This is a genomic window from Corynebacterium sp. SCR221107, assembly GCF_027886475.1.
In the GTDB taxonomy this organism is placed as follows: domain Bacteria; phylum Actinomycetota; class Actinomycetes; order Mycobacteriales; family Mycobacteriaceae; genus Corynebacterium.
Window position 1 is genome coordinate 2,661,463 of record NZ_CP115670.1, and the last position, 25,806, is coordinate 2,687,268.

The 25,806-nt window shown below is 61.7% G+C and carries 23 protein-coding genes; 8 read left to right on the forward strand and 15 right to left on the reverse strand.

The features are described from left to right. Positions 1-24 precede the first annotated feature (24 nt). The 7 genes from PAB09_RS11690 to clpB all read right to left on the reverse strand — a co-directional run bounded on the left by PAB09_RS11690 (position 25) and on the right by clpB (position 8,061). On the reverse strand, positions 25-1,065 hold the full coding sequence (locus PAB09_RS11690) for an HNH endonuclease signature motif containing protein (protein ID WP_271033814.1): 1,041 nt from the start codon (positions 1,063-1,065) through the stop codon (positions 25-27). Positions 1,066-1,213: 148 nt separating this feature from the next. Then, positions 1,214-2,152 (reverse strand): amino acid ABC transporter permease, encoded by a 939-nt coding sequence (locus PAB09_RS11695; RefSeq protein WP_271033815.1) that lies wholly within the window; start codon positions 2,150-2,152, stop codon positions 1,214-1,216. Continuing rightward, complete coding sequence (locus tag PAB09_RS11700) at positions 2,152-2,838, reverse strand: amino acid ABC transporter permease (protein ID WP_271033816.1); 687 nt, start codon at positions 2,836-2,838, stop codon at positions 2,152-2,154. Before PAB09_RS11700 ends, PAB09_RS11695 begins: the two co-directional genes overlap by 1 nt. A gap of 61 nt (positions 2,839-2,899) precedes the next feature. After that, complete coding sequence (locus tag PAB09_RS11705) at positions 2,900-3,793, reverse strand: glutamate ABC transporter substrate-binding protein (RefSeq protein ID WP_271033817.1); 894 nt, start codon at positions 3,791-3,793, stop codon at positions 2,900-2,902. 40 nt (positions 3,794-3,833) lie between these two features. After that, a complete protein-coding gene (gluA, locus tag PAB09_RS11710) occupies positions 3,834-4,562 on the reverse strand; it encodes a glutamate ABC transporter ATP-binding protein GluA (RefSeq protein ID WP_271035387.1) in 729 nt (242 codons plus the stop codon). A 166-nt stretch (positions 4,563-4,728) separates the two neighbouring features. Beyond that, a complete protein-coding gene (locus PAB09_RS11715; RefSeq protein WP_271033818.1) occupies positions 4,729-5,439 on the reverse strand; it encodes a hypothetical protein in 711 nt (236 codons plus the stop codon). A gap of 72 nt (positions 5,440-5,511) precedes the next feature. Next, the gene (clpB, locus tag PAB09_RS11720; protein WP_271033819.1) at positions 5,512-8,061 is read right to left on the reverse strand and encodes an ATP-dependent chaperone ClpB; all 2,550 of its coding nucleotides are present in this window, start codon (positions 8,059-8,061) and stop codon (positions 5,512-5,514) included. Positions 8,062-8,208: 147 nt separating this feature from the next. Between clpB and PAB09_RS11725 the strand changes: the two genes are divergently transcribed. The 4 genes from PAB09_RS11725 to PAB09_RS11740 all read left to right on the forward strand — a co-directional run bounded on the left by PAB09_RS11725 (position 8,209) and on the right by PAB09_RS11740 (position 11,157). Continuing rightward, on the forward strand, positions 8,209-9,162 hold the full coding sequence (locus PAB09_RS11725) for a winged helix DNA-binding domain-containing protein (RefSeq protein WP_271033820.1): 954 nt from the start codon (positions 8,209-8,211) through the stop codon (positions 9,160-9,162). A gap of 8 nt (positions 9,163-9,170) precedes the next feature. After that, complete coding sequence (locus PAB09_RS11730) at positions 9,171-9,572, forward strand: MmcQ/YjbR family DNA-binding protein (RefSeq protein WP_271033821.1); 402 nt, start codon at positions 9,171-9,173, stop codon at positions 9,570-9,572. Positions 9,573-9,633: 61 nt separating this feature from the next. Further along, entirely contained in the window at positions 9,634-10,071 is a 438-nt protein-coding gene (locus PAB09_RS11735) for a DUF1707 SHOCT-like domain-containing protein (protein WP_271033822.1), read from the forward strand. 48 nt (positions 10,072-10,119) lie between these two features. Continuing rightward, a complete protein-coding gene (locus tag PAB09_RS11740; protein WP_271033823.1) occupies positions 10,120-11,157 on the forward strand; it encodes an LLM class flavin-dependent oxidoreductase in 1,038 nt (345 codons plus the stop codon). A gap of 5 nt (positions 11,158-11,162) precedes the next feature. Here PAB09_RS11740 and PAB09_RS11745 read toward each other — a convergent pair whose 3' ends face one another. After that, a complete protein-coding gene (locus PAB09_RS11745; RefSeq protein WP_271033824.1) occupies positions 11,163-12,251 on the reverse strand; it encodes an HNH endonuclease signature motif containing protein in 1,089 nt (362 codons plus the stop codon). 189 nt (positions 12,252-12,440) lie between these two features. Between PAB09_RS11745 and PAB09_RS11750 the strand changes: the two genes are divergently transcribed. Then, positions 12,441-13,646 (forward strand): 2-polyprenylphenol hydroxylase, encoded by a 1,206-nt coding sequence (locus PAB09_RS11750; RefSeq protein ID WP_271033825.1) that lies wholly within the window; start codon positions 12,441-12,443, stop codon positions 13,644-13,646. Positions 13,647-13,653: 7 nt separating this feature from the next. On the opposite strand, the gene PAB09_RS11755 is transcribed toward PAB09_RS11750, so the two are convergent. Next, the gene (locus PAB09_RS11755; protein ID WP_271033826.1) at positions 13,654-14,475 is read right to left on the reverse strand and encodes a carbon-nitrogen hydrolase family protein; all 822 of its coding nucleotides are present in this window, start codon (positions 14,473-14,475) and stop codon (positions 13,654-13,656) included. 162 nt (positions 14,476-14,637) lie between these two features. On the opposite strand from PAB09_RS11755, the gene PAB09_RS11760 reads away from it, so the two are divergent. Together PAB09_RS11760 and PAB09_RS11765 are read left to right on the forward strand one after the other, a co-directional pair. Beyond that, on the forward strand, positions 14,638-14,835 hold the full coding sequence (locus PAB09_RS11760) for a hypothetical protein (RefSeq protein ID WP_271033827.1): 198 nt from the start codon (positions 14,638-14,640) through the stop codon (positions 14,833-14,835). Beyond that, entirely contained in the window at positions 14,832-16,013 is a 1,182-nt protein-coding gene (locus tag PAB09_RS11765) for an alpha/beta hydrolase (RefSeq protein WP_271033828.1), read from the forward strand. The genes PAB09_RS11760 and PAB09_RS11765 overlap by 4 nt, the downstream gene beginning before the upstream one ends. A 107-nt stretch (positions 16,014-16,120) precedes the next feature. On the opposite strand, the gene PAB09_RS11770 is transcribed toward PAB09_RS11765, so the two are convergent. From PAB09_RS11770 to PAB09_RS11780, 3 genes are all read right to left on the reverse strand, one after another. Next, positions 16,121-17,161: a zinc-dependent alcohol dehydrogenase gene (locus PAB09_RS11770; RefSeq protein WP_271033829.1), complete on the reverse strand. Its 1,041-nt coding sequence runs from the start codon at positions 17,159-17,161 to the stop codon at positions 16,121-16,123. Between the two features lie 39 nt (positions 17,162-17,200). Beyond that, a complete protein-coding gene (gene exaC / locus PAB09_RS11775; protein ID WP_271033830.1) occupies positions 17,201-18,721 on the reverse strand; it encodes an acetaldehyde dehydrogenase ExaC in 1,521 nt (506 codons plus the stop codon). Between the two features lie 344 nt (positions 18,722-19,065). Next, the gene (locus PAB09_RS11780; protein WP_271033831.1) at positions 19,066-19,809 is read right to left on the reverse strand and encodes a trimeric intracellular cation channel family protein; all 744 of its coding nucleotides are present in this window, start codon (positions 19,807-19,809) and stop codon (positions 19,066-19,068) included. 141 nt (positions 19,810-19,950) lie between these two features. On the opposite strand from PAB09_RS11780, the gene PAB09_RS11785 reads away from it, so the two are divergent. After that, the gene (locus PAB09_RS11785) at positions 19,951-21,663 is read left to right on the forward strand and encodes a PucR family transcriptional regulator (protein WP_271033832.1); all 1,713 of its coding nucleotides are present in this window, start codon (positions 19,951-19,953) and stop codon (positions 21,661-21,663) included. A 157-nt stretch (positions 21,664-21,820) separates the two neighbouring features. On the opposite strand, the gene PAB09_RS11790 is transcribed toward PAB09_RS11785, so the two are convergent. From PAB09_RS11790 to dnaJ, 3 genes are all read right to left on the reverse strand, one after another. After that, positions 21,821-23,413, reverse strand: a complete 1,593-nt coding sequence (locus tag PAB09_RS11790; RefSeq protein ID WP_271033833.1) for an NCS1 family nucleobase:cation symporter-1 — start codon at positions 23,411-23,413, stop codon at positions 21,821-21,823. A 395-nt stretch (positions 23,414-23,808) separates the two neighbouring features. Next, entirely contained in the window at positions 23,809-24,141 is a 333-nt protein-coding gene (locus tag PAB09_RS11795) for a heat shock protein transcriptional repressor HspR (RefSeq protein ID WP_271035388.1), read from the reverse strand. A gap of 158 nt (positions 24,142-24,299) precedes the next feature. Then, positions 24,300-25,508: a molecular chaperone DnaJ gene (dnaJ, locus tag PAB09_RS11800; protein WP_271033834.1), complete on the reverse strand. Its 1,209-nt coding sequence runs from the start codon at positions 25,506-25,508 to the stop codon at positions 24,300-24,302. Between the last annotated feature and the right edge of the window lie 298 nt (positions 25,509-25,806).

Sequence of the window (25,806 nt, forward strand, 5' to 3'; positions counted from 1 at the left end):
AGGTCGGTTCCTTTTTCGTCGGCGTTAGCCCCTCGTGCCGAACACCCGCCTTACGCCCGCCGCACCGCGCTCGAGGTGGCCGTTGACAGGCCGGGCGGCGGGGTCATCGTCGTTGCGCCCGTTGTGGAAGGCGCAGCAGGTGGTGAGGTTTTCCGAGTTCGTCTCCCCACCCTGCGCCCAGGACCTCATGTGGTGGAACTCGCAGTCCTGGGCGGGGATCCGGCACCCGTCCCAGGGGCAAACCGGGTTTTCCACCATCGCCAGGGTCCGCTGCTTGTCATTGGCGAAGCGGCTCGACCGTAGGAGGTCGACCGGGCCTTTGACCGGATGGATGAGCGCGAAGCCCCACTCGGGGTCCAGCGTTTCGGCGGCTAGCTGCGTGGAAGTGCGCGTGATGCCGTCGGTGCACTGGAAGACGGTCTCGTCGCCGGTGGCGTCGAGCACCTTCGTCGCCTCGTCGAGCGGGATGACCACGATGGGCCTGAGCACCCGGGTAATCCTCTCCCCGCCTTCGGAGAGTAACTCGAGGGCGCGACTGGAGGGATCGGGGGTCTTCTTGCCAATGAGGGTGGCCAGCGCGTCGATGTTGGCTGCCTCCCCATGCAGGATCAGCGACCAATTCTGCCCCTCGCCGCGGTGAATGACTGACATGCGCGTAGCCGGGCCGCTGCGAGCCGGCTTGAGGTTTTTGATGATGGCGCGCACGAGGCGGGTAAAGGTCCGAAAGCTGTGGCGGGTGCGCTTGGCCGGCTCCTCCACGCCGAGAATCTCCAGCCGCGCCTGCCACTGATCGCGCACCGATGTAAGCTCGGCGACCTTTTCCTCCATCATCCACAGCCGGTTGAGGCTCAGCCCCTGCTCGTTGATGGCCGCAATGACCTTCCTGCGCTTGCGTTGGAAGGCGGTCTTTCCAAAATAGATCCGGGCCCAGCCGCCCAACTGCTGCGCCAGCTCGGGCGGGAAGCCGTAGGACAGCAGCCGCTCGTAAGCCTCGTTGTGGATGCCCTCCAATAGGGCCAGCGGATCGGTGAGGATCGCACCGAAATCCATGACTTTTTGCTTCATGCCTCACAAGCTAAAAGCAGTCTGCGCCGTGCGCCACCCCCGGCTAAAATAAGGCCCGAAATCTGTGGATAACTGTGCTCCTAGCGAAAGTTGTCCACAGATTTCGGGGTCTTTGAAGCGCAGGCCTTGCGCTATGGGTCAGCTGCTGCTATTGGCCGGGGTTTTTGATCTCCACGTGGCCGGGATCGTGCCAGTCCACGTTGACGTTGTCCTTGGTGTCGAGGCCTTGGTTGGATTGTTGCGGCACCTTGGCCACGATGTTGCGTCGCGCGCGCCCGGCGCGCAGCTGGCGGTCGATGCGCTCGGCAAGCAAGGTCAGCGAGTAGTTGATGAGGATCATAATGACCGCCACGACGATGAGCGAGGCCAGGTAGTTGCGGTTGGCGGCCGAGGACTGGATGCCCTGGCGCACGATCTCCACGAAGCCGATCTGGTAGCCCAGTGCGGAGTCCTTGAGGGCGATGACCATCTGTGCAATCAAAGCCGGGAGCATGCTTGCCACCGCCTGGGGTAGCAAGATCTTGATCATGGTTTGCCGGTGGCTGAGCCCGAGGGCGTAGGCTGCCTCAGTCTGCCCTTTGGGCAAGGACAAGATGCCCGCTCGCAGGATTTCGGCGATGACAGAGCCGTTATATAAGGTCAGCGCGAACACCACCGCGGCGAAGGCGAGGTATTTCGGTTTGAACACGCCGTAGACCGCAAAGACCTGGTAGGCGAAGATGATCAGCAGCAGGACGGGGATCGCGCGGAAGAATTCGACGATCACGCCGCAGACGACGCTGACCAGCTTGTTGCGCGACAGTCGCCCTAGGCCTAGCGTGACGCCCACAACCAACGCCAGCACCAAGGAGGCCGCCGCGGACTGCAGGGTGCCCCACAGGCCTGGCAAAAGGTAGGTGTTCCAGGTGTTGGGTTCGATGAAAGGGCGCCACTTTTCTGCCGCGAGCTGGCCCTTGTCCTGAAGGGTGGACACCACCCAGGCGATCAACGCCAAAGAAACGACGACGGTTACGGCCGTATATATGCGGTTACGCCGGATACCTACGGGCCCGGGTGCGTCGTAAAGCACCGTTGCACGAGTACTCATTAGTTCTTCACCGCCAATCGCTTAGACAGGTATCCCAAGAACAGTCCCATCGGGAGGGTGAGGATCACAAACCCGATGGCGAACGCGCCGAAGATCGCCCACAGCTGGTCCGCGTGGTTTTCAATGACCTCTTTCATCAGCAGGGAGGCCTCCGCCACGCCGATGACCGATGCGACCGTGGTGTTTTTGGTCAGCGCGATGAGCGTATTGCCTAGGGGCACGATCGCCGCGCGGATGGCCTGTGGAAACACAATTTTGCTAAAGATCTGCCCGAAACTCAGCCCTAGGGAGCGGGCCGCCTCCGCCTGGCCGAAGCTGACGGTATTGATGCCCGATCGCAGGGACTCGGCCACGAACGCTGAGGTGTAGAGCGTAAAGCCGAGCACCGCCAGCCGGAAGTTGTTGTCCACCAAGAAGGTGGATGACTCGCGGCTGGCCAGCTGCAGGCCGAGGGTTTGGTACAAGCCGAAGGAGCAAAACAGCACCACGAGCGTCAGCGGGGTGTTGCGCACCGTATTGGTGTAGAAGGTGGCGATCGAGCGCAGGATCCGCACCGGCGAGACGCGCATCGCGGTCAAGAGGGTGCCGAGGATCATGGAGAAGATCGCCGAGAGCACGGTGAGCTTTATTGTCATCCAAAAGGCCGGGAGAATCGCCGGGCCTAGTTGTGCCCACATGGCGTCCATGGTGTGACTCCTTGTTCGTGGCTAGAGGGTGCAGGTGGTGCGGCTTTCGTCGCCTGCCTGGCTACTTGATGAAGGACAGGTCACCGGGGGTGCCCAGGTCGATGCCGTCCATGGAGCCCAGGTTCTCCTCCACGGCCTTTTCGAACTCGCCGGAGTCCTGCATTTCCTTCAGGGCGGTGTTGATGGCGTCGGTGCCCTCGGTGTCGTCCTTGGCCAGGCCGATGCCGTAGTACTCGTCGGTGAACGGCTTGCCGTCCTTGGTCATCTCCACCAGCTTGAAGGAGCCGGAGTTCTGTGCGGCGTAGCCGTTGAGGATGGTGGCGTCGGTGGTCATGGCGTCGATGGTGCCCTGGTCGAGTGCTTCGACACAGGAGGAGTAGGTGTCGAACTCCTGCAGCTGCACGCCTGGCAGCGCGTCCTTGACCTTCTGGGCTGGGGTAGATCCGGAGACGGAGCACAGGATCTTGCCGTCGAGGTCTTCGAGCTTGGTGATGTCGGTGTTGTCAGCCTTGACAAGTAGCGCCTGGTGGGTGATCAGGTAGGGGCCACCGAAGTTGACCTTCTCCGCGCGGGCGGCGTTGATCGAGTAGGTGGCGGCGATCATGTCCACCTCGCCGTTGCCGATGACGGTCTCGCGCTGGGCGGAGGGGGTCTCGCGCCAGGTGATTTCCGGTTCGGACCAGCCGTTGGCCTTGGCGATGGAGTTGACCACGTAGGTGGCAACGTCGACGTCGAGGCCGCTCATGGTGCCGTCAGAGTTCTTCAGCCCCAGGCCGGGCTGATCGAACTTGGTGCCCAGGGTGACCGAGCCGGCCTCGATGTCTGCCAGCAGGTTGCCGGTCGAGGAGGAGTCGCCGGAGGCGGAGTCGGAGGAACCGCCACCGCAGGCGACGAGTGCGGTGCAGGCCAGGGCGGCAACGGTAGCGCCGAGGGAGCGAAGGATGGTACGGGACATGAGATTCTCCTTGTGTGTCGGGTGGTGCTCGTGGTTGCGGTTAGTGTGCGAGGATCTTGCCAAGGAAGTCCTTGGCGCGGTCGGTGTGCGGGTTGGTGAAGAAGCTATCCGGGTCGGTATCTTCGAGGATTTGCCCTTCGTCCATGAACAGGATGCGGTCGGCGACCTTGCGGGCGAACCCCATCTCGTGCGTCACGCAAATCATGGTCATGCCATCGCGCGCGAGCCCAGCCATGACGTCGAGCACCTCGTTGACCATTTCTGGGTCGAGCGCCGAGGTAGGTTCGTCGAAAAGCATGAGCTTGGGTCGCATGGCCAGCGCACGCGCGATGGCTACGCGCTGTTGCTGACCGCCGGACAGCTGCGCCGGGTACTTGTCGGCCTGGTTGGCAATACCCACGCGCTCCAGCAGCCCCATGGCCAGCTTGTCCGCTTCCGCCTTTTTCATCTTGCGCACGAGCCTGGGTCCGAGCGTGAGGTTGTCGCGAATGGTCATGTGCGGAAAAAGGTTGAAGGACTGGAAGACCATGCCCACGTCGGAACGTAGCTTGGCTAGTGCCTTACCTTCTTCCGGCAGGGGCTGTCCGTCGATGGCGATCGTGCCGGAGTCGATCGTCTCGAGGCGGTTGAGCGTGCGGCACAGCGTGGATTTACCAGAACCCGACGGCCCGAGCACCACGACAACTTGCCCGCGCAGGACTTCGAGGTTGATGTCGTGCAAGGCATGGAAGCTGTCGAAGTACTTGTTGACTCCGGATACAGAGACCATAGCGGTGGTTGCCGATGCATTCTGTGTCATAAGTCACTACCTTAGTGGTCTTGCGTCACGCTTTGCAGCGAATTGCGAAGCTTGTCAAAAACGCATTTAGCTACCTATCTATTGATAGTTATTCAATCGCCTTGTTGAACCCCTGTCAAACCTCGCTTACCGACGCCTACCGCCGCAGCGCCCAAACCCCCACTTCAGTTACGGTTATCCGCCATGAAGGTGATTCCCGATACAGCCCAATCCGATTCACCTTGACCACACCCCATCGGTCAAGCTCCAACAAGGGCTCCTTCAGCTTGTCGACGGTTACCCCCATCACCTTGGCCAGTTGCTTGCCCGTCACCACCGCCCCATCCACGGCGCCGACCGCAACCAACGCCCCCATAATGGCGCCGTGCGCGCGCACGGCCGCCTTGTGCCGGTCACTGACCTCGGCGGGCTCGCGGGAAAGGACCTCAGCGATCCTGCGCCGGCCGATCCGAAACGATCGCTTCGGCAGCGTCCACAACAGCCACGCCAGACCTAAAGCCCACCACGTTGCCTGCGCTATAAGACCTGCATGGCCGGCAGCATCCGGCAGCAGCGCCGACAAAGGGGCAGTGGCAACAGGGATAAAGGGGCCAGCGTACATGGACAGCTTCTGCGCGGGCGAGAGGTCCGTATCACGATAGTCATCCCGGGTGGCCGCAACGAGCGCCGGAACCCCAGCTACCACGAAGGCAACCAGCGCCACGATCTCTATCACCAACGCCGCAGCGACCAGAGTCGGCAACGCGTAGTTTGCCGCAACGCCCGCCACCGCCAGCGGTACCACGATTCCCAGGGCACGGCCCGGGGACAGTTCGTTGTGGGCACGGTAACGCTCGATCTCCGACATGCGCCCATCCTAGAGAAACAACGCACGGGACCGTCCCCTTGTTAGGGGTGGTTCCGTGCGTTGCCCTAGAAGTTAGGCGCGCTCGATATCGAGGGTGCGACCACCGTCGGCGACGTCCACGTGGACGGTATCGCCGTCGCGGATCTCACCGGCCAGCAGCTTCTTGGCAAGCTGGTCGCCGATCGCCTGCTGAATCAGGCGGCGCAGCGGGCGAGCACCATAGGCGGGCTCGTAGCCGCGCTCGGCCAGCCACAGCTTGGCTGCGTCGGAGACCTTCAGGCTCAGTCGACGCCCGGCCAGGCGCTCGGCCAGCTGGCCGATCTGGATATCGACGATGTGCGTCAGCTGCTCCTCGCTGAGCGGATCGAAGATGACGACGTCATCGAGGCGGTTAACGAACTCCGGCTTGAAGGCGTGCTTGACGGCGTCCATCATCTGCTCGCGGGTGCCGCCGGCGCCTAAGTTAGAGGTGAGGATGAGCACCGTGTTGCGGAAGTCGACCGTGCGGCCTTGGCCGTCGGTAAGCCTGCCCTCGTCGAGCACCTGCAGCAGGATGTCGAAGACATCCGGGTGAGCCTTTTCCACCTCGTCGAAAAGCACGACGGTGTACGGGCGGCGGCGCACAGCCTCGGTGAGCTGACCGCCCTGGTCGTAGCCGACATATCCCGGAGGGGCACCGACCAGGCGGGCGACGGAGTGCTTCTCGCCGTACTCGGACATATCGATGCGCACCATCGCGCGCTCATCGTCGAACATGAACTCCGCCAGCGCCTTGGCCAGCTCCGTCTTGCCCACGCCCGTGGGGCCGAGGAAGAGGAAGGAACCCGTCGGACGATTCGGGTCAGCCACACCGGCGCGCGCCCGGCGCACCGCATCGGAGACGGCCTCCACCGCCTGCATCTGGCCGACCACACGCTTGCCCAGCTCGGCCTCCATGTTCAGCAGCTTCTCGGTCTCACCCTGGAGCATCTTGCCCGCCGGGATGCCGGTCCACGCGGAGACCACCTCAGCGATGGTATCCGGGGTGACCTCCTCGGTGAGCAGGGTGCTTGCCACGCCGGAGTTCTCGGCCTCCGCCAACTCCTTCTCCAGGCCGGGGATGATGCCGTACTGGATCTCGGAGACCCGCCCCAGGTTGCCGTCGCGCTCGGCGATCTCCGCCTCACGGCGCAGCCCCTCGATCTTCTCCTTCAGCTCGCTGACCTTGTTGATCGCGGCCTTCTCGTTGTTCCAACGGGCGGTGAGCTCGCCGAGCTTCTCGCGCTCGTCGGCAAGCTCCTGGCGCAGCTTGACCAGCCGTTCCTTCGAGGCCTCATCCGTCTCCTTGGCAAGGGCCATCTCCTCGATCTCCAGGCGGCGCACGATGCGGGTGAGCTCGTCAATCTCCTGCGGGGAGGAGTCGATCTCCATGCGCAGGCGCGATGCCGCCTCGTCAACCAAGTCGATCGCCTTGTCCGGCAGGAAGCGGGAGGTGATGTAGCGATCCGACAAGGTCGCCGCAGCCACCAGCGCGGAGTCCTGGATGCGCACGCCGTGGTGGACCTCGTAGCGCTCCTTCAAACCACGCAGGATGCCGATCGCATCCTCCACCGAGGGCTCGCCGACGAAGACCTGCTGGAAACGGCGCTCCAGAGCCGCGTCCTTTTCGATGTACTTGCGGTACTCGTCCAAGGTGGTGGCACCGACCAAACGCAGCTCGCCGCGGGCAAGCATCGGCTTGATCATGTTGCCAGCGTCCATCGCGGACTCGCCGGTGGCACCGGCGCCGACGATGGTGTGCAGCTCGTCGATGAAGGTAATGATCTCGCCCTCGGAGGACTTGATCTCATCGAGTACCGCCTTCAGGCGCTCCTCGAACTCGCCGCGGTACTTCGCACCGGCGACCATCGAGCCCAAATCCAGGCTAATAAGGGTCTTGCCTTTCAGCGACTCCGGCACGTCACCGGCGACGATGCGGCGGGCCAAGCCCTCCACGATGGCGGTCTTACCCACGCCGGGCTCGCCGATGAGCACCGGGTTATTCTTCGTGCGGCGCGACAGCACCTGCACCACGCGGCGAATCTCCGAATCGCGGCCGATAACCGGGTCAATCTTGCCCTCACGGGCGCGGGCGGTTAAGTCAGTAGAGTACTTCTCCAGCGCCTGGAACTGGCCCTCCGGGTCCTGATTGGTGACCTTCTTATTCCCGCGCACCGACGGGAAGACGCCCTTGATCACGTCATAGCTAGCGCCGCGCTTGTTCAACAGCTCGGCAGCCTCGGTCTTGCCGCGGGCAATCGCGGCAAGCAAAACCTCGGTGGAGACATATTCATCGCCGAGCTCGCCCGCCAGCTCCTGGGCGGCAGTCAGCGCGTTGAGGGCGTCACGGTTAAAGTTTGGGTTGGCCATGCCGGCGCCCTCCGCCTTCGGCAGCTTGGCAACCAGCGCCTCTGCCTCCTTGCGGATGACCTCCGGGTCAACGCCAGTGGCACGCAGGACTGGGACGGCGATGCCGTCCTCCTGCCCCAGGATCGCGGCGAGCAGGTGCTCGGGGCGGATGTCCGGGTTGCCGTTGGCGGAGGCTTGCTGCAGCGCAACCTGCAGGGCCTCCTGGGTCTTGGTGGTTGGGTTGAAAGCGCTCAAAGCTTCCTCCTTGTTCCTTTGTGCTCTTTATCGGGTGTTTTTTGAACTTCTATTCCCCTTAACGCACTTGAAGTTGAGTTTGTTCCACTCAACTTCAAATTTCTTGAGTGCTATTGGCTCAAGTTTGTTGACACTACACTGAAAGACGTGGAACTTAGCACCCCCGAGCTGCTCGCACGCAGGCTCATCAGCCAGGGACTCGCCCGCAGCCAGGCCCGCCCCGCATTCGACACCCCCGCCGCAGCCGCCGCCGGGCTGCTTGCCGTGCAAGGCCAAAACTATGCCGGCGGCATCCGCGCGCTAGCGCTGCGTTCGGGGTCCAGCGACGAGGAGGTGCTCGCCGCCGTCGACCGCCTAGAGATCGTTCGTTCCTGGCCACAGCGTGGCACGCTGCACTTTCTTGCCGCCGAAGACGCCACCTGGCTCGCGCGCCTGCTGCACCCCCGCATCATGAACGCGCAGGCCCAGCGCCAGCCCGCGCTCGGACTAAGCCCCGAGGCGGTTTCCCGCGCCCATTCTTCGCTTGCCGACGCCCTCCGGTCCGAAACCCTCACCCGCAAGCAGTGCTACCAGGTCTTTTCCGCCGCCAGGGTCGACCCCGGCGCCGGCCGCGGCCCGCATCTTTTGCGCTACCTCGGCACCTTGGGCGTTATTATCCAAGGACCCCGGAAGGGCAAGGAGGAAACGTTTATGGCGGTGGAGGCTTTAGGCGTCGGCAAGCACGAGGAAGCAACGCTGGAGGAGCTAGGAAGCCGCTACGTGCGCGGACACGGACCGGCCAGTGTTGCCGACCTCACCTGGTGGGCGGGGATCACCAAGGCGCAGGCCACCCAGGCGCTCGCGGGCCTACCCACCGCATCATGCGCGGGCGAGACCTACTACCTTGCGGATTGGCAGGCCGACGTCACGGCAAAAGAGATCCGCGACGCCCTCGACCTACGCTTGGAGCTGCCCGCCTTCGACGAATACCTGTTGGGCTACGCCAACAAGTCCACCATCGTGCCCGACGAGCTCCGCGTCGACGTCCTCTCCAGCAACGGGCTCTCGTGGCCGTGGATCATGCAGGGCGGCGTCGGCGTGGCCAGCCTGCGCAAGAAATAGGAGCAACAATGGATCTTTTCGCCATCGCCAGCGAACACGCGGCACAGCTGCCGGTGGCCACGCTCACCCACCCCTTCGGTGAGGGCTGGGACGTCTACCGCGTCAAGGACAAGGTCTTTTGCCTGCTCAGCCACCCTGAAACGAACCCGCAACGGGTACCAATGGTGATAGTCAAGGCGCTGCCCGAGGAGGGCGCGCGCCTGCGCGAGCGCTACGCGGAGATCACGCCCGGCTACCACATGAACAAGGTGCACTGGAACTCCATCGTTTCCGGACCCAGCATCACGCCCGAGTTACTCAAGGATCTCATCACCGACTCCTACCTCGCGGTAGTCGCAGCCCTGCCCGCGCGCCTACAGCCGGTGGACCCGCAGCGCCACGGGCTGCGCCAGTTCGGCGAAGGCTTCTAGGCCAGCGGCAGGCGTAGGCAGGCGACGTATACTGGGGGCATCGACGACAAGGAGCCCCCCAGTGAGCGAGGATTCGAGCATCCGCATTGGAAACAAGGACCGCGAGCAGGCGCTAGAGATGCTCGGGCGCTATGTCTCGGGGGGACACCTAAGCATCCAGGAGTTTGACGAACGCAGCGCCCGCGCGAGCGCGGCCACCTTTCGCAGCGACTTGGACATTCTCTTCATCGATCTTCCACCGCTTCCCGATACTGCGGAACTGGCCCGACAGTCGGCGTTGATCGCCAAGGCGAAGAAGGCGCACCGGGTGGGAACGCTTGCCACGACCGTGAGCACGGTGGTGTTTGTGGTGGCGATCGTCCTCATGGTGACCGTTAGCTATTACTTCTGGATCACCTTCGTTGTCGTTCCACCGCTGGTAGCGCTCGTGCGCAGTCGCTGTGCACTGTCCGCGAAGGAGCAGCATGAGTATCGAAAGTTGGAGGGGCGCAAGCAGTAGTGCCGGGAGAAGCCGTCTATACTTGACATGTCAACTATACTGGTGGCTATGAAATCATTTGGATTCCTTTCCTTCGGGCACCACGCCATCGGCAGCCAGCAAGGCCCCGACGCGCGCCAAACCCTCAAAGAGGCCGTGGAGATCGCCGTCGCCGCCGACGAGATCGGCGTGAACAACGCCAGCTTCCGCGTCCACCACTTCGCACCCCAGGCCTCAGCCCCCATCCCGCTGCTGGCGGCCATCGCCGCACGCACCCAGCACATTGAGGTGGGCACCGGCGTCATCGACATGCGCTACGAAAACCCGCTTTACCTCGCCGAGGAGCTTGGCGTACTCGATTTGCTTTCCGACGGCAGGCTCGCCATCGGCGTGTCCCGGGGATCCCCCGAACCAGCACTACGCGGCTGGGAGGCCTTCGGCTACACCGCGCAAGCACCCAACGGGGCCGACATGGCACGCGAGAAATTCCTGCGACTCCTAGAAGCCGTCGACGGCTACGGCGTGGCCACCGCGGCACCTGCCGAACAGCAATACCCACGCCTGTACCACCCGGGGGCAGCATTGCCGGTGTTCCCCTACTCCGAGGGGCTGCGCCAGCGCATCTGGTGGGGCTCTGGCACCAACGCCTCAGCGGTTCAGGCAGCCCAGGACGGAGTCAACCTCATGAGTTCCACGCTCGTGAGCGAAGCCGATGGGCGCAGCCTCGGCGAGCTGCAGGCCGAGCAGATCGCCGACTACCGCTCAGCCTGGACCCAAGCTGGACATGAGTGGACCCCGCGAGTGTCGGTGTCCCGTTCGATTTTCCCGATCGTCGACGACACCTCCCGACGCCTATTCGGCCTCCAAGGCGAAAGCCGCGACCAGATCGGATCCCTTGGCGAGGGCACACAGGTCACCTTCGGGCGCACGTACGCAGACGAGCCCGACAAGTTGATCGAACAACTCAAGGCCGACCCCGCAATCCAGGCGGCCGACACCTTGCTGCTTACCATCCCGAACACCGCGGGCGTGGACATCAACGTCAAGCTACTTTCGGACTTCGCACACTACGTGGCACCGGCTCTCGGGTGGGAGCCCTCCCACTAATTCCCCTAGGCAGCGTGCGGGCGGGTTTCACGATACACGCGGCGGAATCCGCCGGGAACCCTCTCGACATATCCCCATGGTTTGGGTTTTCCGAAGTCGTCATTATTCATGCGGTTGTGTGCGGCACACAGCAAGGTAAGGTTCTTGGGATCGGTCACTCCGCCGTGCTTCCAGGGATGAATGTGGTGGACTTGACACTCCTCGGCCGGTTTATCGCAGTCACCGAATTGACATGTCGCCGATTCACCCATGAGCATGATCCGCTGTTTATGGCTAGCGAGGCGGTAACCCCTGCCCAGTTCGACGGGACCTTCGACCGGGTGAAGGAGTACGAAGCCCCACTCAGGGGAGATCTTTGATCTCATGAAATCGATGGCACTGATCTCCACCCCGTCACTGCGCTTCAGCATGACCTCCCCATCAGGGCGCATCAACACCCGATCACTTACCTCGAGGGGGATCTGCACGATAGGGTGCACAATGACGTCCGCCCCCACCCGGGCGATCTGCACCTCGGCGCCATCATCTTCGCCTTGTGGCGCATCCGGCGAGGTTGCGGGACTAGAGACCCCATGGTTGACGATCTCAGCAAGTGGGTCAGGCACTTCCCTGAGCGCCTCAGCCATGGCCCTAACCAGTGCAGGCTCACCGGTCAAGGTAATGCTGGAGGGGCCGTGCGGGCGGGCGGTAACCGACAGCGGTTTCGGTGGGCGCGACGGATTCGCTTGAGCCTTGACCTCCTTGGTGCGCTTATTGAGCAGCGCCTTGAACTGTTTGATGGTGCCAAGAGGGGCTTGAAGCATGCTCAGGCGCAGCTGCCATTGATAGTCCGCCCCCTTGACCTGGCGCACCCTATCTTCCAAAAGCCGCAGATGGGACAAGCTATGCCCCTTGCGCCTTAAGGAGGTCACGGCGTTTCTTTGACGGCGGGTAAATTTCGTCTTCCCGAAATAGACTTCGGCTAGACCATGCAGCCACGTAGCCTCCGATTCCTCCATCCCCAATTCGGCAAGGGGTCTGTCCTGCTGAAAAACCTCACCCAACAACGCCACCGGTGAGGCCACAGCCGCCATGTAACTCTCAAGTAGTGTCATAACTCACAAAGATACCTGGAAATGCAAAACATGTCTAGAACTATTGTGCGAATTAATTGACTATTGACACTATCGTCAATGGTGTCGTAAATTTTCTCTCGATCGTTCATTGTTTTGTTCGAATAGGCGTCGATAAGCCTGATGAGGAGGGTGCTTAGTTTCTGGGACTCGTGGGGCACAATGGTGTTTGTGACTACCTCGCAGCAACGCGCGGTGGCGGACGCACTCACGCGCAACCGTGAGGAATTAGCCACTGTTGCCTTCAACGTCTTTTTTTCTGCTTCGGCTAGCGCGCGCACGCGTATCCGCGCCACCCCTGCCATCGCGGACGCGTTGAGTATGTTGGCACGCAGTTGTGACGATGAGGGAAACGTGCCTGCGGAAGTCGAAAAGCGCTTTTTGCAGCGCGCGACAACCTTGTGCGCGCATGGGCTACTGGTTGAGGATGTGGCCTCACTGTCAGAGGCCGCGCACCGAGGCATGTTGGTGGCAGCGGGCGCACAGCCGTTCGAGGCCGTCTTGCCGGTCGAGCGCGCCTTGGCGCAGTTAACGCGCACCGTAGTTTCACGGCTACAGGTTTTCCCGCCGAAGCCGGCTGCACGGGCGGAGGTAGTCCAGATCGAGCGCAGGACTCGGCGGTTGAGTGTGGTCCGACTGCAGGCCGACGGCCCGGTGGCATATGAGGCGGGCCAAGCCGTAAGTATCAGCTTGCCTATTTTGCCTGGAACCATCGAATACCACTACCCCGCGATCCCCTCGAATGAACATGGTCAGATAGAGTTTCACATCTTCCACGATCCGTTTGCCCCCGGCGCGCAACCGGATTCCTTGGCAGCGCTGCTGGCAGCAACTGGGGTCGGCGATGTTTGGCAGGTCGGGCCTCCTCACGGCGAGGAGGGTGGCTTCGTGCTGGATAAGAAGCGCGAGACGTTACTGATCGCCCACGGTTCGGGGCTTGCTCCCATCCGGTCGGTCTTGCTCGATCGGCTCATGAAAGGCCCACACAACCGCACGCATCTTTTTCTTTCCGCCGACTACCCCGGCGAGCTTTATGACCTTGTGGGTTTGTGGCAGATCGCGGGTTCTTCGCCGTGGCTATCGGTCTCGCCGGTCAGCCGATTCGATGAGGATGCCTGGTGGGTGAACCCCACCGAGCATGCGCAGCCACCGCGCGGGCTACACCTGCGCACAACGGGTGAGGTGGCCCAGGTCGTGGCCGGATTCGGCGCGTGGGCGGATCGGGACGTCCTCATCGCGGGGCCGCGTGCGGTGGTCAGTGCGAGTGTGGGGGCACTCCGCGATGCTGGCACGCCCCGCGGGCACATCCAAACCCGGGTCATAGAGCAGCCGGAGTTGTGGACCATGCCGGCGGAATCCCAGCATCGCGCGGGTTAGACACCGCTTAGAGATAGTTTTCCGGGTAGTCGAGCACGGGCAGGCCACGCCGCACGCTGCGCACTTGCTCCTCGATCTCCACATCCACGCAAAGCACTTGGGCCTGCCTATCGGCCTCAGCGATGACGGTTCCGTCGGGGGCGATCACCGCGGAATGCCCGATGCCACACGGCGCGCTGCCACTGCGTTCCTCTGCGGGCTGCGCCTGGTCACAGGCCACGATGATGCTGGTGGAATCCAACGCCCGCGCTCGGGTGAGCAACTGCCACTGCTCGAGCTTTCCGGGGCCGTCAGCCCAGCTCGTGGGCACCAGGATGGCCTGGGCTCCGCGTCTGGCCTGGGCGCGGAATAGCTGCGGGAATCGGATGTCGTAGCAGATGGCTAGGCCGAAGGTGATGCCGAGATAGTCGAAGGTCACCAGATCCTTGCCGGCGGCGACGGTGTCGGATTCGGCATAGCCGAAAGCATCGTAGGTGTGGATCTTGTCGTAGGTGTGGATCATGCCGCCGGGCAGGCAGGCGACGGCGGTGTTGCTCACGCGGTTGATGGTTTTGCCGTCACGGTCGATGGTGTCGGCGGGGCAAAAGATACCTGCGACGATGGCGAGGCTGTGCTCGTCGGCAAGCGTGCTCAGCGCGGCGACGAATTCGCCGGTCGGCGGTTCGGCCTGGTTGTCAAGGCGGCCCGTGCCGAAGCCTTGCATGGTGGCTTCCGGAAAGACGATGAGTTCCGCGCCTTGGCGGGAGGCATCGGCAACGGCCTCGCGAACGAGCGCCAAATTGGCCAGTTTATCTTTTCCTGTTGAGATTTGTCCTAGAGCGATGCGCATGCGCCCCAATATATGTGGATAACTTTTTCCGCGCAGGAGTTATCCACAGATTTCGGCCGGTTTTTGCCGCGGGGGCTTGCGCAATTGTTTATTTCGCTTTTTGCTTGGGGCATGAATGTATTTTGTGATGTATCGCAGCGTATTCGCCCATGCGCGCCGCCTGTGGTTCCGCCAATTGCGCTTGCGGGTTTTTCGGCCACGGCCGTCGCTTTGCAGCGCGCGCATGAGGTGATTACGGCTGCCACCGTGGACGTTTTTTCGCTTATCGACGACCACCGCACGACGGTGCAGACCTTTATTTCCGAGCTTGCGGCCATTGACCGCTCCTTTGCACAAGCCCTAGGCGGTGAGGCCCCATGAGCTTTTATCCCCTGTCCTCAGTCGGGCTAAGGCAGGCCGCCGACTTAGCCTTCGGTGGTTCGGGAAGCCTGTTCGACTCCCAAATCCGCGCACGCCAGCAATGGGAGGAGGACTTTTCCTCTTTTTCCTCCGTTGCCTTCGAGGCGGCCTTCGGGCGTTTCGGCAGCTATCTGGCCGGTTTGAGCCAACCCGCCAGCGCGCTGGATCGCATCGGGCAGATCCTGCAGCTTACGGCTGTCGCGCAGCAGGAGTTGGAGACGCACCTTGTGCGGGTGCAGGCGGTGGGGGCGCGGTTGTCGCCGGGACAAGAAGCAGTTGACTCCAACCCCTTTATTAACGCAATCATCGATGAGCTTCGGGTCTTGGGGCGCGCGCTCGACCGGGCTTGCGCGGAAGCCATTGAGCTCGCCATCGACGTCTGCACCCCGCAGGCCAGCTCCCGAGCCCTCTCCTTAGCGGACAACGCAGACTCCAGCGTGGAGGAGATCCACCGAGTCAACCTCGCGGTAGCCCCACCGATCGTGCGCGAGAAGCTGCGCTCCTATCCGCAGGCCACGCTCCTTGAAGTCGGGCCCGATACCGCGGTGGTTGCCTTTGGCAACGTCGATGAGGCCTCGGAGGTGATCACGATGGTCGCGGGGGTGGGGTCGAGTGCGCCCGGGTCTTTCGACGGTGAGGTCGGCAGGGCGCAGCGCCTGCATCAGCAAACCGGAGCCGCTACGGTCATGTGGTTGGGATACCGAGCACCCGCCAGCGTTCCGGTGGCGCTCGCGGCCGAGCCCGCGCGCACCGGGGGAACGGCGCTGCGGGAGTTTCAGGCAAGCCTCGCTGCCCGTAATCCTCACGCCTACCGGGTGGTGGCCGGGCATTCCTATGGCTCCACCGTGGCGGGCTATGCGGCAAGCGACCCCGGCTTGGATGCCGATGCGCTTGTATTGTTGGGCAGCCCCGGCATCCCGGGCACCCCCATTTTGAAGTCTGCGGATCCGAAATTGGTGGCTGCGCTGGGCGATAAGGATCCCATCGGGGTCGTCGGCACGAACCACTCCGCCATTCATGGCATCGACCCTGCGGCGGTGGGTTCGGGTTTCGAGCGCTGGCGGCTGGCTGGGGACCACTCGGGGTATGTGGATGATCCGGTGTTCGTCGGAAAGCTTATCGGCTTGATGGGGAAATAAAAGACCCCACCGCAGACACCTTCGGCCTCGAAAAGGGTGAAAGGGGACCTGGCCTTAAGAAGGTGTCTACGGTGAGGTGGCTTTGGTTCCCGCGGGCTGCGGGAGGTCTAGTAGCGGATCGCCATGCGGCCGTCGATGCGGCCGTGTTCGAGATCGTCGAACACGCTGTTGACGTCGTCAAGCTTGCATTCGTGCACCGTTGGGTGAATCTTACCGCGGGCGTAGAAGTCGAGGGCCTCCTCGAGATCCTGGCGGGTACCCACCAGCGAGCCGCGAATCGTCAGCGCCTTAAACACGATGTCGAAGATCGGCGCCGGGAAGTCCCCCGGTGGCAGGCCGTTGAAGACGATGGTGCCGCCCTTGCGCGCCATGCCGATCGCCTGGCCAAAGGCCTGCGGATGCACCGCGGTGACCAGCACACCGTGGGCGCCGCCGCCCGTGTAGGCGGTCACCGCCTCCGCAGGGTCGTTCTCGCGGGCGTTGACGGTGAATTCCGCGCCATGCTTGCGGGCAAGGGCGAGCTTGTCCTCGGCAATGTCGACGGCGATAACCCGCATGCCCATCGCGACCGCGTATTGAACCGCGATGTGGCCGAGACCGCCCACACCGGAGATGACCACGAACTGCCCCGGGCGGGTCTCGGTGACCTTCAGTCCCTTGTACACCGTCACCCCGGCGCACAGGATCGGGGCGACCTCCAGCGGATCGGAACCTTCGGGGATGCGCGCGCAGTAGCGAGTGTCTACCAGCATGTACTGCCCGAAGGAGCCGTCTACGGTGTAACCACCGTATTCCGCCTGGTTGCACAGGGTTTCCCAACCGGTGCGGCAGTGCTCACACACGCCGCAGGCTGACCATAGCCACACGTTTCCGACAAGGTCGCCGATGCCCACTTCATGCTCGCCGGGCCCTAGGGACACAACCTCGCCCACGCCTTCGTGGCCGGGAATGAACGGCGGTTCCGGCTTGACCGGCCAGTCACCCTGGGCGGCATGCAGGTCGGTGTGGCAGATGCCGGAGGCAAGGAGTTTCACCAGGGCCTGGTGAGGGCCTGGGGTGGGCAGGTCGACTTCCTTGATGGCAAGCTCTTGGCCAAATCCTTCGACGACGGCGCCGCTAAAGCGCTCCGGCAGGTCGATGGTGCTCATGGTGGTACTCCTTTTCTTCTGATATTCGGATGGGTGGGGTTAGAACAGGCCGGTGGCGTTCTCGTCATAGGAAACGAGCAGGTTCTTGGTCTGCTGGTAGTGATCGAGCATCATCAGATGCGTCTCACGGCCGATGCCGGACTCCTTGTAGCCACCGAAAGCCGCGTGCGCCGGGTAGTTGTGCCACTGATTGACCCACACGCGTCCGGCCTGGATGGCCCGGCCTGCGCGGTAGGCGGTGTTTTGGTGGCGGGTCCACACGCCGGCGCCGAGACCGTAGTTGGTGTCATTGGCGATGCGGATGGCCTCGTCGAAGTCCTTGAAGGTAGCGACGGAAAGGACTGGTCCGAAGATCTCCTCGCGGAAGATGCGCATGTCGTTGGTGCCGCGGAAGACGGTGGGCTCGATGAAGTAGCCGCCGTCGAGGCCCTCGATCTTGTTGACGTGGCCGCCGGTGAGCAGCTCCGCACCCTCGGCGGGGCCAATCTCCAGGTAGGAGGAGATCTTGTTCATCTGCTCCTGGGAGGCCTGCGCACCCATCTGGGTCTCGGTGTCGAGCGGGTTGCCTAGTTTGATCTTCTTGACGCGCTCCACGCCAAGGGCCAGGAACTCTTCGGCGATGGACTCGTGGACCAGCGCGCGCGAGGGGCAGGTGCAGACCTCGCCCTGGTTGAGAGCGAACATGGCCAGGCCCTCGACGCACTTGTCGCGGAAGGCGTCGTCATACTCCATGATGTCGGGGAAGAAGATGGACGGGGACTTGCCACCGAGCTCCAGGGTGACCGGGATGATCTTGTCCGCCGCCGCCTTGTTGATGATCTTGCCCACTTCGGTGGAGCCGGTGAAGGCGATCTTGCCGATGCGGTTGGAGCCGGACAGGGCCGCGCCCGCCTCTTCTCCGAGGCCGTTGACCACGTTGAGCACGCCCGGCGGCAGGAGGTCGCCGATGATGTCGATGAGGTAGAGGATGGAGGCCGGGGTCTGCTCGGCGGGCTTGAGGACCACGCAGTTGCCTGCGGCCAGCGCAGGGGCGAGCTTCCAGGCGCTCATGAGGATCGGGAAGTTCCACGGGATGATCTGGCCGACCACGCCAATGGGCTCGTGGAAGTGGTAGGCGACGGTGTTTTCGTCGATCTGGGAGGTGCGCGACTCCTGGGTGCGGATGGCCGACGCGAAGTAGCGGTAGTGGTCCACGGTCAGCGGGATGTCGGCGGCCAGCGTCTCGCGCACGGCCTTGCCGTTCTCCCAGGTTTCGGCGACGGCGATCTCCTCGAGGTGTTCCTCGATGCGATCGGCAATCTTGTTGAGAATGGTGGCGCGCTCGGCGGGCGACGTGCGCCCCCAGGAATCCTTGGCGGCGTGCGCGGCGTCGAGGGCGAGCTCGACATCTGCCGCGCTGGATCGTGCCACCTGGCAGAACACCTCGCCGGTGACCGGCGTGATGTTGTCCATGTACCGCCCGTCCACTGGAGGCACCCACTGGCCACCGATGAAGTTGTCATAGCGATCGCGATAGTTGACGATCGATCCTTCAGTTCCCGGATTTGCGTAAACGGTCATTTCCCTTATGCCCCTTTCAATGTGGAAAACAGTTGCGGTCACGTGCCTAGACCACTGTTGACATGGGTTTTACCCATTCTTGGCCTATTTCACGCACGGCGATACCCCGGCCCTGGTTGGCGCACGGGGCGGGTTGCCTTCAGCGTGATTGCCACTACCCTAACGTGTTTCACATCACGTTTGCTAGGGCATTGTGAAACTTGCCTTTTGAATATAAAACAAAATCCTGAAACCTATCTTCACAAGATTCACTTTTGCAGATAAAACCACCCAACCCCCTGCGAAGGGTATGGCAAAAAACAGGCGGGGCGGCCCCTGAAAGCCACCCCGCCTAGCACCCCCGGTCAGTCGAATTCCCCCGACTTCACGCGCCGCGAATCCCTGCCCCGAATCCATCCCTTGTATTCCGATCGGCGCACCAATACCCGCAACTGCCGTGCCGTCATATTCACCGGCGCCCACTCGGAGCTTCGGAACAGGACCCAGCCCCGCCAGTAACTCACGATCGCTAGGCCAGCACCCACAATCGGCGAGATAATCATGCCGGCCGCGTCAAGCCCACCGACATGGAACGCCACCATGGAGCAAGCGCTAACCAAGGCCGGGACCGCATAGAGCGGCCCGCCGCCGAAGATGCCGGGAACCTCCCCCATCACCACGTCGCGGATCATGCCGCCACCGACCGCTGTGATCACCCCCATAAACACCGCGGAGGTCAGCGGCATGTCGAAGTTCAATGCTTTGACACACCCGGTCACTGACCACACACCCAAGATGATGGAATCCCCGTGCACCTTGAAGTATTCCCACGCCTTGCCCTTCAGGTGCGTCAGCAGCGCAAAGGCGGCCCCGGCGATGGCAAGCAGGAGGTAGGTCGGATCGGCGATCGCCGCGGCGGTTCCCTTCTGCATGAGAACGTCGCGCAGCATGCCACCACCCAAGGCGGAAAACAGCGCCAGAAAGACGAAGCCCACGAAGTCAAAGTTGCGCTGGCGGGCAATGGTGCCGCCAATTATTCCATTGAGCACCACGCCAATGAGGTCGAAGGACTTATACAAGGTCAAGATCAGGGGATCTACGTCGGACACAGGGAGATAGCTTAATCATTTTATTCACACACTAAAAAACCTTCAGGCCGCAGGCCGTAGGCGTCGGAAAGCACAGGCAACGAGCACAGGTAGCCGAAAATAACTATCGATGGATAGATAAATGTGTGGCAGGATAATGCAGTGACCACCTCTCAGCTTCTGCTCCGCGACATTCTAGCGCTCCCCGCGCTGGTCAGGGCACATGCCGAACTGCTCGCCGGCGCCGAGCGCCTCGACACTCCTGTGCGCTGGGTTCACGTGATGGACACGGCCCGTGCCGCCGCGCATGTCGACGGCGGCGAGCTGCTTATGACCACAGGCCGTATTTTCGGCACCGACCCCGCACAGCAACGCGCGCTTATCGACGGCCTCCATGCAGGCGGTGCCGCAGCGCTGCTCGTGGAGGTAGGCGTGCACATTGACATCCTTCCCGAGGAGGTCCTACGCCAGTGTCGCACAAAAAACCTGCCACTGATCGTGGTGTACGAGGAAGTCCGCTTCAACGCCATTACCGAAGCCGTCCACCACGCCATCATGGAGCGCCACGTCAAGCAGTTAACTTCGCTACAGAAGATCACTGAGTCCTTTTGGGGGCTAATATATAACGGCGCCCCGCCGGAACAGCTCGTGCGCCACGCCTCCCGGGAACTAGGCAAACCTGTCGTGCTCGAGGATCTCAACCACCGCGTCATACTCTACTGCAAAGGTCACGAACGCCCCTCGGAGCTACTGCGCGACTGGGAGGCAAAATCGCGGATCTGGGCCAAGGAGGCCAAGGGCATCGGCCTTATCGCGGACCCCATCACCGTGCGCGATCCCGACGACGACACCACCTGGATTCTCATCGACGTTCAGGCCCAAGGACACCACTGGGGCAAGCTGTGCGCGCGAAATGACAGCATCGGCAACACCGACAACACCGACAACACCGACGCTGCCATCGACGCCACGGACAGTCACATGCTCCGACATGCGGCCATGGCGCTTGCTATCGAAAGGCTGGGCAATCCCAACCCGCATTCGTGGACGGATCTTCGCGAGCGCATCGGTCTTGAGCGCCTTCTTGACAATCGCTACATCACGGCCGAAGGCCAACGCGTGGTCCTCGAATCCAGCGGTTTTAACACCAGGGGCCGCAGCCTCGTTGCCGCCGAGCTGCGCTTTACTCACTCCAGCAGGCACCAGGAACCACCCACACCACTTCAACCAGGCACCACTTTCGAACCGGCCGCCGTGCGCGCCATCCTTGCACGCCTGTCCCCCACCCTGGAATTCATCGTTGCCCCACATCCACACCATCGCGACCGTATCCTGTGCGTGCTGTCCGACGTTTCCACGCGGATCCAGCCACGCTTGCTCGCCCAGTCCGCATTCGATTTGCTTGCCGACGCCTGCTGTACAACGAGCAACGAAGCACACCGCGTGAATCTCGAGATGGCCGCCTCCATTGGATTAGAAGGCCCCGTGGACGCAGCCTCGGCATTGCATGTGATCGGCGAGACCCCACTGGCCGATACCAGTGGCGGGAGCGTATTGACATGGGTTGCGCGCGAACAGATCGAGCTTGTCATTGGAGGCCTTCACCACGACGTGCGCGCCCAAGCATTTGCGGAAAACATTGTCGCCCCGCTTCTGATTCACGACTCTCGACACGGCACCGACCTAGTGGGAACGGTGAAAGTCCTCCTCGACAATCCCACCTCCCGATCGGCGGCAGCAGAGCAGCTTCACCTATCCCGCGCCGCCCTCTATTCGCGGATCGCGACGATCGAGCGACTCTGTGACACCGACCTCACAAATGGAGACCAGCTCTTTAGGCTTGCGCTGGCTCTTCGAACCTATTTCGGTACCTAAAACAGCTGGTCTCTCAATTATTGCCTCCCACTAGTGGGTTCCGCTTTCCGGCTTTGAATCCGACAACGCCCCACTGCGCACATCACTTTGTGGCAATTCGGCGTGGACAAAACTGCACGGCACGTGACAAGGGCGCGGGCTATAAACTTTCGTCATCCTAGTTAAGGACAAGAGCCTGCTCCTTTTCCTCTTCTTCCACCTCACCCCATTCAACCGGGCTGGCCTCCGGGAACGGAACCGTCTCATAGGTGTTACGCTTGGAAATCTCAGGAATGTTCAGCAACACGTACGTGATCATTCCGATGACGAAACTTGCTAACCAGTTGTAGTCATATACCGGCTGCAATAAAGCCACGAAGCCATGCTCGGGGAACGGCCCCGTCTTTGCTCCGTCCACCACGGGCGAATACGCGCCACCCACGGCGAAAAAGGCGCCAACAGCAAAGGCTATGACCGCCTTCATGTTGAATCCCTTGCGATACCAGTACTGCGAACCCTCCTGGAAGAGCGCCGGGACGTTGATATTTGTCTTGCGCACAATCCAATAATCTGCAACCATGATGCCACCGATCGCGCCAGTGATGCCACCATAGAAACCAAGCCACACAAACACGTATGCCTCAGGACTTTCCAGCAGTCGCCACGGCAGAATACAACTGCCCAGAATCATCACGGTGATAACGCCACGACGGAAGTTAATCAGCCCCGGCACGGCGTTAGCCATATCCAACGCTGGCCCCACCATGTTGGCGGAAACGTTCGTGGAGAAGTTCGCGAGGACGATAATCAAGGAACCGATGACAACCACGATCGGATTACCAAGGGTCGCCACCAAAGCATCCGGGCTCCAGAGGCCACCCGGGGCGACGTTAAACACGACGGCGGCGCTGGAGGTAACGAGAACCGACAGGAATGAGAAGGCGAGCATCGAGGCCGGCAGGCCGATCGCCTGCCCCCACAACTGCGACTTTTGGTTCTTGGCAAAACGAGTAAAGTCCGGCATGTTCAGCGACAGCGCCGCCCAGAAGGCAATATTAGCCATCAGGCCGGGCGGGAACACGCCCAGCCAGAATTCCTTGCCCCAACCAACCGCGGAAGGCTCGCTCATGACCGGACCTAGATCACCGCGGGATCGAATGAGCAGGTAGGCCAGCAAAATAATAAGCGCCACGGAAATTAAAGGCGCCGTCAGGTGCTGAAGGAACTTAATGGAGCTGAACCCACGCGCAATCACCCACACCTGGGCAACAGAGCACGCCAGGAAACACAGCCACAAGGTAATGCGCTGCTCCCCGATGAATCCCAGCGATAGCGTTGGCGCCTGGGTCCACCAGTTTCCGACCAGCGTTCCAATGGCAAGATCGAGCGCCAGTGTCGTAAACCAGGTCTGAATGCCAGCCCACCCACAGCCAACCAGCGCGCGCAGCAGCGCCGGAATATTCGAACCCCTAATGCCAAAGCTCGAACGAGTAAACACCGGAAATGAGATCCCGTGCTTCGCTCCAGCATGGCTGTTAAACAGCATGGGAATCAGCACCACCAGATTGCCCAGCACGATCGTCATGACAGCCTGCGCCCAGTTCATTCCCATCGACAGCATTGACGATGTAAGTGTCCACGTCGCCGCATTAATCGCGGTTCCCACCCAAAATGCCAAGTAGGTTGCCTGCCCCCACGTGCGGGCTTTCACAGGAATCGGCCGCAGGTCTGGGCTGATAAGCCCGGGCGTAATCTTCAGATTCGCAGTCATCTCACACTCCTCACAGTATGACCGGCCGTTGCATTACCGGAAGATGGAATTGCATCGATTTGTTTCTTTCTGCCGCAAGCTGTTTCAGTGTCGTGCCACATCTACAACTGCTTAGCTAGGCCTTTTGGTCGACCTATAGGTAAAAGAAAACCAGTCACTATCTGGTTCAACAAGCCTTATATTGTCTTGAATGCTCGCGAAAATCCGACAGATTGTCTTCGTCGCTATACTTCACTGTCTGCAACAGTGTTTCTTATATAGCAACATCCAACCCATTCATTGCATGATGCAATCGGTGCGTGCCACGTCGCCAATTAGCCCGGGAAAAACAAAAACCGAGGCAGAAGCTATAACACTTCCGTCTCGGTTTTCTTCTCGCCTGAGGCCTTAGTTGCTTATCGACGCCGCCCGCGCCGTGGTTCCCACATCACCACTGCCGTTGAGCGTGGCACGTGGACGATCTCCCCACGGGGGCGCGAGCTCTGATTTCGCAGTTGCTCGTTGTCGGCGTGGGCCTGCTCGAGCTTTTTTCGAAGGCGTGCGTTTTCCTTCTTCAGCTCGATGATGGCCTTGATCCCAGCCAAGTTGACGCCGTCTTCTTGGCTGAGGCGCTGCACCGTGCGCAGCAGTTCGACGTCGTGAAGCGAATAGCGGCGCCCACCGCCGGATGTGCGCATGGGTGTGACCAACCCAAGGCGATCGTATTGGCGAAGCGTTTGGGCGTGCATGCCTGCGAGTTCGGCGGCCACCGAAATCACAAAGACCTCACCGAGTGCTTGCTCAGTGGCGTCTTCAACGGCAGAGGCGTTGTCTTTGCTGGCCTTCGAGCGGTTGTGTCGCTGAGCCATGGGGTTGTCACCTCCAATCGTCAATTCGTGGTTGCGCTCTAGTTAGTGTTTCCCGCCCAGGATGCGCGGGGGTTAAAGCCGGCATCCTTTTCAGCCTGCGCATAGGTGCGCAGCGCCGTTGTGGCGGCCGCATCAAGGTTTTTCGGCACCTCAACCGAGACCTTGACGAGGAGATCACCAGCGCTGCCACCACGCTTGGGCACGCCACGCCCGCGTACGCGAAGCACGCGGCCGTTCGGGGTGCCGGCCGGAATCTTCAACCGCACCGGGCCATCAAGGGTAGGCACGGAGATCGTGTCGCCCAAGGCCGCCTCCGCGAAGGAGACGGGGACGGTAACTTCCAAGTCATCGCCGTTGCGGGTGAAGACGGGGTCCGGGTTGACGTGGACGTTGACGAACAAGTCGCCAGCCGGGGCACCATTGGGCCCAGCCTCGCCTTGGCCGGCGAGACGCACCTTTTGCCCGTCGATCACGCCAACGGGGATACGCACGGTGATCGACCGCGAACGGCGCACGGTGCCGGTGCCACGACAATCATCGCAAGGATCAGTGATCAGTTTGCCGGTTCCGCCGCAGTGCGTGCACGGTGCGGAAAAGGCGAAGGCGCCGCGGTTTTCGGAGGTAAATCCGGTTCCCTTGCAGTAGCTACACTGGCTCGACTTGCCGGATTTCGAGCCCGATCCGTGGCAGGTGGTACATGGCGCATCACCAGTTAATTGGATCGGGATCGTCGTCCCTTTGGCCGCTTCCCGGAATTCAAGGGTGATGTCCGTTTCGACGTCTGCCCCGCGTTGCGGCCGACTTGGGCCGCGATTATTGCCGCCGCGGTTGAAAATGCCACCGAAGATATCCCCAAAACCACCTTCTTGAGCGTGGCCTCCACCTGATCCAGATCGATTCCCGAAAAGGTCTCCGAGGTCGAACTCGAAGCTTTCGCCGCCCGACGTACGAAACCCGCCCGGAAAGCCGGAACCTCCATTCTGTCCAAACCCGCGGAAACCACCGGAGGCGATCATGGACCGGAACTCGTCATACTCCTTGCGCTTGGCCTCATCGCCGACCACGTCGTAGGCCTCGGCGATCTTCTTAAAACGCTCCTCAGCGGCCTTGTCGCCTGGGTGGGAATCGGGGTGATTTTCGCGCGCTAACTTGCGATAGGCCTTCTTAATTTCCGCTTCCGTGGCTGTCTTCGAAACGCCAAGGTCAGCGTAGTAGTCTTTGTCGGCCCATTCGTTTTTCGGTGCCATTATCGGGTGCCTCCTTTCTGGGTCGGGCAACTAAATATGCACTGGCTTGTGCGATGGATGGTCATGTATGAGATTCCTTGGGTTTTACTGTCGGTTGGATATTGGGTTATTTTGTTTCCTCCGCTTACTACAACGTGGTTCACGTACGAAGGGTTGTTCTATTCGGCTAAACGCCCACAACGTGGAGGTATTCCCACTTTTTCAGGTTAAGTTGAGTCTATCAGGCTAATGTTTTCTCGAAGGGCGACGCCGATAGCAAAGACCCGCCAACCAGCCGCTTGCTTGGTAATCAAGCGCC